At 70.1% G+C, this 13,973-nt stretch carries 9 protein-coding genes; 5 read left to right on the plus strand and 4 right to left on the minus strand.

Annotated elements, in window-relative coordinates; genetic code table 11:
• Window positions 1–83: 83 nt before the first annotated feature.
• Window positions 84–392, plus strand: a complete 309-nt coding sequence (locus ABZU43_RS19925; RefSeq protein WP_355007965.1) for a hypothetical protein — start codon at window positions 84–86, stop codon at window positions 390–392.
• A 95-nt stretch (window positions 393–487) separates the two neighbouring features.
• Here ABZU43_RS19925 and ABZU43_RS19930 read toward each other — a convergent pair whose 3' ends face one another.
• Entirely contained in the window at window positions 488–1,246 is a 759-nt protein-coding gene (locus ABZU43_RS19930) for an HAD-IA family hydrolase (RefSeq protein ID WP_355007966.1), read from the minus strand.
• A gap of 86 nt (window positions 1,247–1,332) precedes the next feature.
• On the opposite strand from ABZU43_RS19930, the gene ABZU43_RS19935 reads away from it, so the two are divergent.
• Window positions 1,333–4,134, plus strand: coding sequence for a DEAD/DEAH box helicase (locus ABZU43_RS19935; protein WP_355007967.1), 2,802 nt, complete (start codon window positions 1,333–1,335; stop codon window positions 4,132–4,134).
• 165 nt (window positions 4,135–4,299) lie between these two features.
• Complete coding sequence (locus ABZU43_RS19940; RefSeq protein WP_355007968.1) at window positions 4,300–5,184, plus strand: MHYT domain-containing protein; 885 nt, start codon at window positions 4,300–4,302, stop codon at window positions 5,182–5,184.
• A gap of 76 nt (window positions 5,185–5,260) precedes the next feature.
• Here the strand turns inward: ABZU43_RS19940 and ABZU43_RS19945 are convergent, their stop codons facing one another.
• From ABZU43_RS19945 to ABZU43_RS19955, 3 genes are all read right to left on the minus strand, one after another.
• Window positions 5,261–6,148, minus strand: coding sequence for an endonuclease/exonuclease/phosphatase family protein (locus tag ABZU43_RS19945; RefSeq protein WP_355007969.1), 888 nt, complete (start codon window positions 6,146–6,148; stop codon window positions 5,261–5,263).
• A 135-nt stretch (window positions 6,149–6,283) separates the two neighbouring features.
• A complete protein-coding gene (locus ABZU43_RS19950; RefSeq protein WP_355007970.1) occupies window positions 6,284–7,222 on the minus strand; it encodes a superoxide dismutase in 939 nt (312 codons plus the stop codon).
• A gap of 160 nt (window positions 7,223–7,382) precedes the next feature.
• Window positions 7,383–9,716: a beta-L-arabinofuranosidase domain-containing protein gene (locus ABZU43_RS19955; protein ID WP_355007971.1), complete on the minus strand. Its 2,334-nt coding sequence runs from the start codon at window positions 9,714–9,716 to the stop codon at window positions 7,383–7,385.
• A 685-nt stretch (window positions 9,717–10,401) separates the two neighbouring features.
• Here ABZU43_RS19955 and ABZU43_RS19960 point away from each other — a divergent pair.
• Both ABZU43_RS19960 and ABZU43_RS19965 read left to right on the plus strand, forming a co-directional pair.
• Window positions 10,402–12,177, plus strand: a complete 1,776-nt coding sequence (locus ABZU43_RS19960) for a family 43 glycosylhydrolase (RefSeq protein WP_355008033.1) — start codon at window positions 10,402–10,404, stop codon at window positions 12,175–12,177.
• Window positions 12,178–12,517: 340 nt separating this feature from the next.
• Window positions 12,518–13,903, plus strand: a complete 1,386-nt coding sequence (locus tag ABZU43_RS19965; RefSeq protein WP_355007972.1) for an endo-1,4-beta-xylanase — start codon at window positions 12,518–12,520, stop codon at window positions 13,901–13,903.
• Window positions 13,904–13,973 lie beyond the last annotated feature (70 nt).

Consider the following 13,973-nt stretch of genomic DNA (forward strand, 5'->3'; position numbering starts at 1 on the left):
CCTGGCCAACCTGCGGCGGCATCCACCCGCCGACACAGCGGTGGTGTTCGCCGACACGGTGCTACCGACGTACGGTCCCTGGTATGACGAGCGCGATGCGGAAACTATCGATCTCTGTGTCGCCGGACGTGGCTGAGCGCCTGGAGCGGGAGTCCAACGCCAGCGCCTACATCACCCAGGCTGTCCGCGACCGGATGCGGCTGGACGCCCTGGACGCGGAGCTGGCCCACCAGGGCATCCCGATCACCGAGCAGGGTGTGGCCGAGGCTCGCGCCCGCCGGGCGGCAGTGGAGGCCGACTGGTCGCCGGAGCGCCGCAGCGCCCTTCGTGAGCGGGCCCGCCAGCACGCGCTGGGTACCGCCGCCGCGACGACCGAACAACCGGCCGCGTGAGCCACGACGCTTCGATCCTCACCGGGGAGGCTCGGTACGGCGATGGCCAGCTACCGGTGATTCACATTGCCGACTGACGGCACACACACCGCCGGTCAGCCTGGCAGGGCGAGGTCGAGCACCGCGCCCAGCCCGTTCTCCCGGCCCGGCTCGGCTGCCGGGAGCACCAGCGCCGAGCAGCCGGCGGCCACCGCGCCCGCGTCCGCCGGGGTGTCACCGACCATCAGGGTCTGCTCCGGGTCGACGCCCAGCATGCCGCAGGCACGCCAGAAGATCGCCGGGTCGGGTTTGCAGCGCCCCACCTCGTACGAGAGCACGAACGCGCCGACCAGGTCGGTCAGCCCCCAGGCGTCGAAATGTGGCCGCAGGTCGAAGCCGATGTTGCTGACCACCGCCACCGGCACCCCGGCATCGCGTAACGCGGTCAGCGTGGGGGCGGTGTCGGTGTACGGCAGCCAGCCCTCGGTGGTCAGCAGCCGCTCGTAGAGCGCGTCGGCGAAGCCGTCGATGCCGGCGTCGACGGTCTCGGCCAGGCCGGTGTACGCGCCCCGGTGGGCGTGTTGGTAGAGGTCCCGGTCGGCCCACAGTTCGGCGAGTCGGGGCGGCACCCGTGCCGGCAGTGGCCCGCCGGCGCGGCCCGCGGTGAGCAGTCGGTCGGCCAGCGAGGTGGCGCGGACGCGGTCCAGTGTGACGCCGCACGACGCCGCGGCCTCCGACACCCACCGCTGGGGGTCCTCCACCTGAGCCAGGGTGCCGTGGAAGTCGAAGAGCACCGCCTTGACAGGGCGTCGGGACGCCCGGCGCTCGGTGGTGCCCGGCGGACTGGTCTGGGGCGGTTCGGCATGGTCCGGCACGCCGTGCACCCTACCGACCGCCCCCGACCGCGCCTCCGGACGGCCTTGTGGGGTGACATGACGCGGCACGCACTAATCTTGGTGCCATGTCGAGCCCCGCCGAGCGGTACGCAGCGGCGCGCCGCAAGGCCGCACAAGCCGCACAGTTTCCGGCGCTGGACGAGTTCGCCCTCGAGTTGGGGTTCGACCTCGACGACTTCCAGCGGGAGGCGTGCCAGTCGCTGGAGCGGGGCAGCGGTGTGCTGGTCTGCGCTCCCACCGGCGCCGGTAAGACGGTGGTCGGGGAGTTCGCCGTCCACCTCGCGTTGCGGGGTCGACCCGACGACCCGGCGCCCGCCGCCGACGCGACGACCCCACCGGTGCGACGCAAGTGCTTCTACACCACCCCGATCAAGGCACTGTCCAACCAGAAGTACCACGACCTGGTCGCCCGGTACGGCGCCGAGCAGGTCGGCCTGCTGACCGGCGACAACGCGATCAACGGCGACGCGCCGGTGGTGGTGATGACCACCGAGGTGCTGCGCAACATGCTCTACGCGGGCTCCAGCACCCTCCAGGGCCTCGCGTACGTGGTGATGGACGAGGTGCACTACCTGGCTGACCGGTTCCGCGGTGGGGTCTGGGAAGAGGTGATCATCCACCTGCCGGCTTCGGTAACCCTGGTCTCGTTGTCGGCGACGGTCTCCAACGCCGAGGAGTTCGCCGACTGGCTGGTCACCGTGCGCGGCGAGACCGCCGTGGTGGTCAGCGAGCACCGGCCGGTGCCGTTGTGGCAGCACATGCTGGTCGGCAAGCGGATGTTCGACCTGTTCCACGACTCCGACGCCGCCCGCAAGCACGACGTGCACCCGGAGTTGCTGCGCTACACCCGGGAGACCGCGCGGCGGCTGGAGTTGGGTGAGGGGCGCAGCGCCGGACCCGGCGCCGGCCGGCGCGGCCCGCGTTGGCGTGGCCCGTTGCGCCCGGACATCGTCGACCGGCTGGACCGGGAGGGTCTGCTACCGGCGATCCTGTTCATCTTCAGCCGGGCCGGTTGCGCCGCCGCGGTGCAGCAGTGCCTCGCCGCCGGGCTGCGGCTCACCTCGGCGGAGGAACGGGCCGAGATCCGCCGGGTCGTCGAGTCGCGGGTCACCGCCATTCCCGGCGAGGACCTGTCGGTCCTGGGCTACTGGGAGTGGCTCGACGGCCTGGAACGCGGCCTGGCCGCCCACCACGCCGGCATGCTGCCGGTCTTCAAGGAGGTCGTCGAGGAGCTGTTCGTCCGCGGCCTGGTCAAGGCGGTCTTCGCCACCGAGACGCTGGCGTTGGGCATCAACATGCCGGCGCGCTGCGTGGTGCTTGAACGGCTGGTCAAGTACAACGGCGAGGCGCACGTCGACCTGACCCCGGGGGAGTACACCCAGCTCACCGGGCGTGCCGGCCGCCGAGGCATCGATGTGGAGGGGCACGCCGTCGTGGTGTGGTCCCCGGAGACCGACCCACGGCACGTGGCCGGGCTCGCGTCCACCCGCACCTATCCGCTGCGCTCCAGCTTCCGGCCGTCGTACAACATGGCGGTGAACCTGGTCGGGACGGTCGGCGCGGAGCCGGCCCGGGCGCTGCTGGAGTCCTCGTTCGCCCAGTTCCAGGCGGACCGGTCGGTGGTCGGCCTGGCCCGGCAGGTGCAGCGCAACACCGAGACCATCGAGGCGTACGGCGCGGAGGCGGCCTGCCACCACGGCGACTTCGACGAGTACTTCGCGCTGCGGGTGGCGATCGCCGATCGGGAGAAGGCGATCGCCCGGCAGGGGCAGACCCAGCGCAAGGCCGCCGCGGTGGCCTCGCTGGAGCGGCTGCGGGTCGGCGACGTGATCCGGGTGCCGTCGGGCCGGCGGGCTGGGCTGGCCGTGGTGTTGGACCCGGCGACCGGTGGGTTCGGTGAGCCCCGTCCGTTGGTGCTCACCCAGGACCGTTGGGCCGGGCGGGTCAGCCCCGGCGACTTCACCACTCCGGCCGAGGTGTTGGCCCGGATCCGGGTGCCCAAACACTTCAACCACCGGTCCCCGGGCGCCCGGCGGGATCTCGCCGCCGAGGTCAGCGGCACCGGCCTGGATCGGCACGCGGGCCGACGCGGGGGCCGTTCCCGGGAGGCGACCGGCGAGGACCACCAGATCACCCAGCTCCGCAGCGAGCTGCGTCACCACCCCTGCCACGCCTGCCCGGAGCGCGAGGATCACGCCCGCTGGGCGGAGCGGCGTCGGCGGCTGGAGCGCGACACCGAGGAGCTGCGCGAGCGAGTCAGTGGCCGTACCGGGTCCCTCGCGCGAACGTTCGACCGGATCGTGGCGCTGCTGACGGAGCGTGGCTACCTCGCCCGCGACGGCGCGGTCACCGACGCCGGTCGGATGCTGGGCCGGATCTGGACCGAGGCGGACCTGCTGGTCGCCGAGTGCCTGCGCCGGGGGGTGTGGAACGGGCTGTCCCCGGCCGAGCTGGCCGCGGCGGTGTCGGTGGTGGTGTTCGAGGCGCGCCGCGATGTCGACGAGAGGGCGTCGCTGCCGCGCGGGCCGGTGGCCGACGCGGTGGACGAGACGCTGAAGCTGTGGGGGGAGATCGAGGCCGACGAGGCTGCGCGAGGGCTGACGGCGACCCGGGAGCCGGATCTCGGTTTCGCCTGGCCCGTCTACCGGTGGGCCCGGGGGGAGGCGCTGGCGAAGGTGCTCGGCAGCGGTCACGAGATCGATGGTGAGATGCCCGCCGGTGACTTCGTCCGGTGGGCCCGACAGGTCGTCGATCTGCTCGGTCAGATTGCCGACTCGGGTGGTGCCGCAACGGAGCTGCGGTCGACAGCCCGACAGGCTATAGCGGCCGTCAATCGAGGCGTTCTCGCGTACCACACGTCAGCGTGATAGTTACACCCAGTAACTTCTGTCGGGTAAATCGACGCAGCGGACGGTTACCTGAACGGCACCCCTCGAATAGCCCGGGGGGCCTATTGCGCCTGATCAAAGCACCCCTGATCATTGCCGGGGCGTCTTGTTGACGCATCGGTAACGAATGGGGAGAAAGCCGCCGTGGCGGAAATCAATCACTTTGAGTACGGGTGGATCACGCCCGCGTTGAGTTACGCGCTGTCCGTGCTCGGCTCGATCCTCGGCCTGGTCTGCGCCGGGCGCATCCGTACGGCCCGGACGAACGGCCAGCGGGCGTGGTGGGGTCTGCTGTCGGCCTGGGCGCTGGGCGGCACCGCCATCTGGGCGATGCACTTCATGGCCATGCTCGGCTTCGCCGTCGAGAACACCCGGATCCGCTACGACGTGCCGCTGACCGCGGCCAGCACGGTCATCGCCGTGGTGGCGGTCGGTATCGGCCTGGCCATCGTGGGCACCGGCCGGCTGAACCCGGTACGACTGATCGCCGGCGGTGTCTTCACCGGCGTCGGCGTGGCCTCCATGCACTACACCGGCATGGCCGCCATGCGTCTCAACGGCACCCTCGGCTACGACACGGTCCGGGTCGTGCTCTCGGTGGTCATCGCCGTGGTGGCGTCCACCGTCGCGCTGTGGCTCGCGATGACCGTCCGGCGGGGGTTGGCGATCTTCGCCTCCGCGCTGGTCATGGGGATCGCCGTCAACGGGATGCACTTCACCGGCATGAGCGCCCTGTCGGTGCACCGCCACGAGCGGGCGGGCGAGGTGACCGGCGCCGGGGTGAGCACCCTGCTGGTGCCGATCGTGCTGGCGGTGATCTTCGGGGTGGTCGGTCTGCTCTACGCGCTGCTCGCCGCTCCGACCGACGACGACCGGGCCGCCACCGCGTACCTGAACGGGCTGCGGCTCTCGGAGCCGCCGGCCCCGGCGCCCACCCCTGCTCCCGACCCGGTCGGGTTGCGCGCCCGCTCCACCCTCGGCCAGCCCGGTACTCCCTTCCCGTCCCGCCGGGACACGCCGCCGCGCTGACGCTGTGCGGCCGGCCCGCGCCGCGTTGCTGGCGACCTCGGGGATCCGGCCGTCTCCGTGCCCGAACGGAGGCGGATCAGGCCGGCCGCCGGACGGGACGGCTGCTGTTGATCGTGAGGGTGACCAGCAGCCCGGGGTGGTCGGTCGTCCCGTCCATGGGCACCTGGCTGCGACAGCAGAGGGTGATGTCGGCGGTCGACGTGACGTGTTGCAGTCGGCCATCGTCGACCCGCTGATGGCCAGGTGGGATGCAGGACCGCACGTCGCGGTCGGGGCCGGCGCGCAGGTTGAGGTCGCCGCCGAGCACGGTCGGCTCGTACCCGGCGTCGCGGCTGATCGTCGGCAGGATGGTGCCGAGCAGGTGCTCGCACTGCGCGAGCGCGACGCGGTAGCCGCCGCTGGCCGACAGGTGCGTGGTGCAGGCGAGCAGGGCGCGGTCGACGTCGACGCAGAGCCAGGCGCGTTCCTCGGGGTCCGCGAGGTCCTGCGTGGGATGGGTTCCGGCGTACACGGTGCTCGGTGTGCCCGGCGTCCGCAGGTGGGCCAGTAACCCGATGCCGAACCGTTGGCCGTTGCGGCAGCGGGTGTCGTCGCTGCTCGGGCGGTCGCCGGCTGCCTGGAACGCGGCCACCACGCGCTGGCCAGGGTGGACGGTTTGGAACACCCGGCGCAGGGCCGGCAGGTCGCCCGCGCAGATCTCGTTGAGGGTGACCAGGTCGGGCGCCTCGGCGGTGATCACCTCCGCGGCCCTGGCCATCGCGCGGCCGGTGTAGCAGCCGGCGAGGCCACTGTTGCAGAGGTTCATCTGCAGCATCCGCAGGACCGTGGGCTGCGCGACGCCGGTGGGCGCGGCCGGCGGTGCGACCGGCGGTGCGGCCTGCGGGTTGGCGGGCAGTGCGGCGGCGGCGAGGATGCAGCCCACGGCCAGGGTTCGGCGCAGGAACCGGTACGGACGGGCGGCCACACAAACTCCGGGGTGCACGAGGCGACAGTCGTCGCCGAGGTGCCAGTGATCCTACTGGCGGCCGAATCGACGATCGAGATCCCAGGAGCGGTGGGCCGAGGGGGCACCCGTGCGGCGGGTGCCCCCTCGGGTCGCTCAGTGGGCGCGGACCGCGACCGCCGTGTAGGGCGTGGTGGGGGTCGGCGGTGTGGTGAACCGGGCGTTGGGCAGGTAGAGCCGGCCCAGCGCCTCGGCCACGGTGGTGGGTACGTCGAAGTGCGGATCGGTGATGGTGCCGGTCAGCGCTCCGGCGGTGCCGGCGTGGTTCAGCCGGACCACCGCGATCTGGTTGAGGCGGTTCTGCACGACGTAGAGGGTGCGGCCGAGCAGGAGAAGCCCGTCGCCGTTGGTGAAGGTGTGGCCCGGCACGTCCACGACGGTGCTCGCCCCGGTCGCCGGGTCGACACGGTACAGCGTGCCGGTGGAGGACTGGACGACGAGCAACGCCCGGCCGTCGGGTGTGGTGGTGATGCCGTTGAGGTTCACCCCCGTGCCGACCTGCGCGTACGCGCCGGTCAGCGTGATCGTGGTGAAGGCGTCGGCGGGCGGCAGCGCGCCACCGCGACCGAGCGGCAGCCGGTAGAGCACCGGCCGGTTCGAGTCGGTGAAGTATGCCGCGTCGCGGGTCAGCACGACGTCGTTGACGAACGTCGGGGCGGTGGCGAACTGGTAGCGGGCCAGCACCTCGCCGGTGCGGGTGTCGAGCACGCGAGCGTCGCCAGCCGTGCCACCGGAGACGAAGAGCCGGCCACGTGTGTCGACCTTGAGGCCGAGCGACGGCGTGCCGGTGGCCGCGCCGATCGTCGTGCCCCGGCCGGTGACCAGGTCGACGCGCTGGATGGCACCGGTGGCGCGGGAGCCGAAGTAGGCGTACCGGCCGGCGGTGGCGATGCCCTCGGGCTGGAACCCGTCGGGGAGGGCGAGGACGGCCGGCGGGCGCCCTGCGGGGTGCGCCTGCGCCGGCGCGACGGCGACGGTGACCAGCATGACAGCGGTCAACGCACCGCCGAGCGTGGTGCGGAGGGGGCGGTTCACTGTGCTCCTTCCGGGCGGAAGCGGCACGAGCCGGCACGTCCGCCACGTTCACTGGGGCCAGGACCCTCCCCACTGTACGGCCGCTGGCGGGCGCCCGCCCGGCGTCACCGGCGCGGCCTTCGGGTGACCGCGCCGGTGAGCCCGTCGAGCGGGGCGGAGGTCAGGCGTTGCGGACCAGCCTCCACCGGTTGTCCGCGCTGCCGTTGTCCGGATCCTGCACGGCCTGCGCTCCCCAGGCGGTCGACCCGTTCAGGATTCCGAGCAGCTTGTTGCTGTTGACGTTGCGGATCTTGTAGGTGCCGTCGCCGTTGTCCACCAGGATCCACCGGTGATCGGCGGTGCCGTTGTCGGCCCACTGGAGGACCCGGGCGTTGTCGGCGGTGGACATGTTCTCCACGCCCAGGACCTTGCCGCTGTTGACGTTGCGGAACCGGACGGCGTTGCCGTCGGTGATGACCACCCAGTTGTGGTCCGCGGTGCCGCTGTCGCTCCACTGCACGGCCAGGCCACCGTCGGCGGTGGACATGTTCTGGATACCGAGGACCAGCCCGGTGCCGACGTTGACCAGTCGGTAGCTGCCGCCGGTGCCGCCGCTTCCGCTGGTGTTCCAGTAGACCGTGTAGTTGAAGCCGTGGGCGTCGTGGAAGGGGCCGAGGTTCACTGTGGACCCGTTGGCGCTCGCGGAGAACGCGAGTGAGCTGGTGCTGGTCCGGGTGATCGAGGAGACGGTGATGGTCGGCGGGGCGCTCAGCGCCGTGTTGCCGTAGTTGCCGGCCAGCACCGCCGGGCCGTACATGATCGCGCCGATGGTGGCGTTGTCGTTGGCGGCCCGGACGGCGACCTGCATCGGCAGCCGAACGGTGATGGTGTCACCTGCGGCCCAGGTGCGCGTGACAGTGGCGTAGCTGCCCGGGGTGGTGGCCACGTTCTCCACAGTGCCGTTGACGGCGATCGTCGCGCCGCTGGTCCAGGACGGGATCCGCACCCGGATGCTCCACGAGCCGCTCATCGAGCCACTCAGGGTGAGGGTGCTGGTGTCACTGACCGGGAAGTTGGTGCTCTGGGTGACAGTGATGCCGCGTTGCGTCCAGTCCAGCACCGACGGCGCGAACAGGTTCACACTCAGCGTGGTCCCGTTGTAGAAGTAGATGGAGTCCATCAACCTCGTGTTGATTTCCAGGCCGGTGCCCTGGCAGCACCAGAACGAGTTGTAGTCGGTGCTCCAGGTGCCGCCACCCCACGCCGGGCCCACGCCCCGACGACCGCCCGGCCGCAGCGGGGTGAAGTAGGTGATGTGGCCGTGGCTGTCGGCCGGGTTCTGCCCGCCGATCAGGTGGTTGATCAGCGCGCGCTCGTAGAAGTCGAAGTAGTCCGCCCGGCTCGGGTCGAGCAGCCACAGCTCCCGGGTCAGTTTGAGCATGTTGTGCGTGTTGCACTGCTCGCAGGTGTCGTTGCTGAGGTAGCCGGCGATGGCGTTCGGTGCCCGGAAGTGCTCCGCCTGGCTGTTGCCGCCGATGGCGTAGGTGTGCGCGCCCACGGTGATGCGCCACGCGTTGCTGGCGATGTCCCGGTAACGGGTGGTCCCGGTGGCCTTGTACTCCCGGGCGGCGCCGATCCACTTGGGCACCTGCGTGTTGGCGTGCAGCCCGTTGAGCTGGTCCTGGTTGGCGGCCAGGGGATTGAACACGGCGGCGTGGTCGAACCGCTGGGCGGTGGCGAGCCACCGGGAGTCGCCGGTCTGCTGGTAGATGTCGGCGAGCACGTCGTTCATGCCACCGAACTCGGTGCCCAGCATCGATTGCATCTGGCTGGAGCTCAGCCGGGCCGTCCGGGTGTCGACCCAGCCGGCGAGGGACAGCAGCACCGTACGGGCCTGCGTGTTGCCGATGTAACGCCAGACGTCGAGGAGACCGGCGAGGGTCTTGTGGATGCAGTAGTAGGGCACGTTGCCGTTGGACAGCGTCCGTGCCTCCAGCGCGGTGAAGTCGGACTCCGGAAAGCCGGAGAGGTAACCCGCGCCGAATCCGGCGGCACCGTTGTTCGCCTGGCACTTGGCCAGCTCGGCGACCATGTAGTTCGCCTTGTCCCGGCAGGTGGTGTCGCCCAGCACCGCGTACGCGTACGCCCAGGCGCTCAGGAAGTGACCCTGCATGTGGGTCCGGAACGGGAAGTTCGGCGCGTCCCAGCCCCCGTTGGTGGCGGCGCCGTTCGTGGACAGCCGGTGGTTGGCGCGGAAGTTGTAGAGCATCCGGTCGACGTCGACGAACCGCAGGTAGTTCAGCGTTCGTGTCTGGTTGTCCATCCAACGGCCGGCGGTGAGTCGTACCTGGCCCGGGTCGAATCCGTACGCCGAGACGCCGATGTCGGACCGGGCCGGGGGCACGATGGCGGCGGACGCGCTTGCGGGGGAGACGGCGACGCCGGTCGCGGAGACCACCACGGTGGCTCCGGCGGCCTGAAGCAGGTGGCGGCGGCTGAGGGGCAGGGATGGCATGGGGAACCTCCAGGTGGCCGGGTACGTCGGGGCCGCCATCGATGGCGGTGGGTCGTCGGCGGCAAAAGGGGCCGACGCCGGGTGCGGTGTGGTGGGTGGGACGTGGGTCGCCGTGGACGCCGGGTGCCCACCCCTGCGCTTATCGCGGCACATCGATGTGATCGCTAACATAGTTCGTCGTTAACACGCCCGCAACCCCCGGAGTGTCTGGTCGACCCATTTTCGCGACGACCTGGCCCGTGGTCGTCCGGTCCGGTGGCGGTTGTGGTCCGAAACGGACATCCATCGGGCTCGCGATCATCGGAGCGTTGCGGTGAGTGACCGTTGCCGGTGGCTTCCCCTCCGTTGACGCCCGTCCGGTCGCTCAGTACCGTGCATCGTAAATCTTCGATGTCCACGTTGATACCTCAATGCTGCGATGGGGTTACGACGGTCATCCAGCGCCACGAAAAAATCCAGGCCAGATAGGGGAGGGAGGCATTGGCGAAAAGCTGTTAGCGCTAACACGGCCGCCGGTCGTGCTTCCCGGCGCGCGAACCACAAGCCCGTTCGAGCGGCCACCACAGCGGTGGCTCCCCCCGTCAAGCACCGCGCACTCTCTGTGGGAGTAATCGTGAACGTGAAGGATCGAACCGCAACCCCGGCCGCTCGCCGGACCAGGCGAGCCGTCGCCTGGCTGGCCAGCATGGCCTGCCTCCTCGCACTGATCCCGGGTACGGCCAGGGCCGACAACCCCATCGTCCAGAACATCTACACCGCCGACCCGGCGCCGATGGTGCACAACGGTCGGGTCTACCTCTACACCGGACACGACGAGGACGGATCCACCTACTTCACCATGCGCGAATGGCGGGTGTACTCGTCCGCCGACATGGTGAACTGGACCGATCACGGCTCGCCGATGAATCTGGCGACGTTCGCGTGGGCGGACGCCAACGCGTGGGCCGGGCAGGTTATCGCGCGTAACGGAAAGTTCTACTGGTACGTGCCGGTGCGTCAGCGCTCCAACGGGCAGATGGTCATCGGCGTCGGTGTGGCGGACAGCCCGACCGGGCCGTTCCGCGACGCGCTCGGCCGGCCGCTTGTCGGCAACAACGAGATCGACCCGACCGTCTTTGTCGACGACGACGGGCAGGCGTACCTGTACTGGGGGAACCCGGGTCTGTGGTATGTGAAGTTGAACCCGGACATGATTTCGTTCTCCGGCAGCGCGACACGCATTCCACTCACTACCGCGGGGTTCGGTACCCGTAACGGTAATGCGAGTCGGCCGACGCTGTACGAGGAGGGGCCGTGGGTGTTCAAACGCAACGGGTTGTACTACAACGTGTTCGCGGCGGAATGCTGCTCCGAATTCATCGCGTACTCCACGGCCACGGGACCGACGGGGCCGTGGACATATCGGGGAACGATCATGCCGCGGCAGGGAGCCAGTTTCACCAATCACGCGGGTGTGATCGACTTCCAGGGCGGTTCGTATTTCTTCTATCACAACGGGGCGTTGCCCGGTGGTAGCGGTTACACCCGTTCGGTAGCGGTGGAGAAGTTCACCTACACCAGCAGCGGCATGTTCCCGACAATCAACATGACCACCACTGGGGCGCCGCAGGTGGGCACCCTGAACCCGTACGTGCGGCAGGAGGCCGAGACGATCGCCTGGGGCTCGGGGATCGAGACCGAGGTGTCCAGCGAGGGCGGGATGAACGTCGGCTGGATCGAGAACGGCGACCACATCAAGGTCAAGGGTGTCGCGTTCGGCGCGGGTGCGACCTCGTTCAGCGCCCGGGTCGCGTCGGCCACCAGCGGCGGGCGGATCGAGGTCCGCCTCGACAGCGCCAACGGCCCGACCGTGGGCACCTGCACCGTGGGGGGCACCGGCGGCTGGCAGACCTGGAGCACCACCACCTGCGCGATCAGCGGAGCGACCGGCACCCATGATCTCTACCTGCGCTTCGCCGGCGGCAGCGGCAACCTGTTCAACATCAACTGGTGGCAGTTCGGCGGTACCGGCGGCACCGTCACCAACCTGCTCACCAACGGCGACGTGGAGAACGGCACGACGGGCTGGGGAGTGCACGGCAGCGGCACGCTCTCCCGCAACACGAGCGTGGCGCACGGTGGCAGCGGGTCGCTGTCGATCACCGGCCGGACCGGTGCCTGGAACGGTCCCGGTCAGGACGTGACCGCCAAGCTCACCAACGGCAGGAGCTACACCACGAACGTCTGGGTACGCGCACAGGGCGGCACCCCGTCGGCGAAGGCGACACTGTCGCTGACCGCGAACGGCACGACGAACTACCTCCAGCTGACGCCGGCTGTGGGAGTGAACGTCAACGGCTGGACCCTGCTCACCGGCACCACGACAGTGTCGTGGAGCGGCACGCTGACCAGCGCGACCTTCTACGTCGAGACGGCCGAGGGCACTGACAGCCTCCTGGTCGACGACGCCTCGTTCCAGTGACTGTCGCTGCCGGGGCCGTGCTCGGCACGGCTCCGGCAGCACGGCGACCGGCCGACCACCATGACGGAGCGACAGGTTTCCCGGCGCTGTTGGTTACGACTTGACGAACGGCATGTTATCGCTCACAGTCGATGGTTGAGGGCAGCCGCACCTGTGGTTCACCGGGCGAACCTGCTGTGGCACCTCGACCCGTGACGTCCGCCCAGGGCATGCCGGACGTCGGGTCAGGACTCCCCGCACCGCTGCCGCGACGGCGATCGTTGCTGACATCCCCCCGTGTCGCAGGAGCGGCTCCGGGCGTGCGTCTCCATCGCTGCACCACCACAGAGAAGGAATCCGCATGAATCACAGAAGAGCCCTGCGAGCGGCGGTGACCATCGCCGTTACCGGCGCCCTCGCCGCAGGCATGACGATGACGCTGACCTCCACGGCCAGCGCCGGCACGACCCTCCGGGCCTCGGCGGCCGAGAAGGGCCGTTACTTCGGCGCGGCCGTCGCGACGAACAAGCTCTCCACCAGCGTCTACACGACCATCCTGAACCGTGAGTTCAACAGTGTCGTGGCCGAGAACGAGATGAAGTGGGACGCCACCGAGCCCCAGCAGGGTCGGTTCAGCTACACCGGTGGTGATCGTCTGGTCAGTCACGCGCAGGCCAACGGCATGAGCGTGCGGGGTCACGCGCTCTTGTGGCACCAGCAGGAGCCGGGTTGGGCCCAGGGTATGTCGGGCAGCGCGTTGCGCAGCGCGATGATCAACCACGTTACGCAGGTGGCGACGCACTTCCGCGGGAAGATCTACGCCTGGGACGTGGTGAACGAGGCGTTCGCCGACGGCGGCAGCGGCGGGCGGCGTGACTCGAACTTGCAGCGCACCGGCAACGACTGGATCGAGGCGGCCTTCCGGGCGGCGCGGGCGGCGGATCCGGGTGCGAAGTTGTGTTACAACGACTACAACACCGACGGGGTCAACGCGAAGTCGACCGGGATCTACAACATGGTGCGGGACTTCAAGTCCCGTGGCGTGCCGATCGACTGCGTGGGTTTCCAGTCGCACCTGGGCACCTCGCTGGCCGGTGACTACCAGGCCAACCTCCAGCGGTTCGCCGACCTCGGCGTGGACGTCCAGATCACCGAGCTGGACGTGATGACCGGCGGCAACCAGGCCAACATCTTCGGTGCCGTCACCCGCGCCTGCATGAACGTCTCGCGCTGCACCGGCATCACGGTGTGGGGTGTGCGGGACTGTGACTCGTGGCGTGGTTCGGACAACGCGCTGCTGTTCGACTGCAACGGCAACAAGAAGGCCGCGTACACCAACGTTCTGAACGCCCTCAATGCGGGCCCGGCCATCCCCACCACGCCGCCGCCGACCGACCCGCCGCCGACGACGCCCCCGCCCACCGACCCGCCGCCCACGACCCCGCCGCCGACCACCGGGGGTTGCTCGGCGTCGGTGTCACTGAACTCGTGGAACGGCGGGTTCGTGGCCACCGTGAAGGTGACCGCCGGCTCCGCCGGCACGAGCGGGTGGAACGTCGGTGTCACCCTCGCGAGTGGTGCCAGTGTCACGAACACCTGGAGCGCGACGGCCAGTGGCTCGACCGGCACGGTGCGGTTCGCCAACGTGGACTACAACGGCCGCCTCGGCGCGGGTCAGGTCACCGAGTTCGGTTTCCAGGGCACGGGCAGTGGGGCCGGCATCACGCCCACCTGCACCGCCTCCTGACAACGACTGACTGACCGCACAGCGTCGGCCGGTGTGCGGGACCGATCCTGGTCCCGCACACCGGCCGACG

This window comes from Micromonospora sp. NPDC005205, from assembly GCF_040608275.1.
GTDB lineage: Bacteria > Actinomycetota > Actinomycetes > Mycobacteriales > Micromonosporaceae > Micromonospora.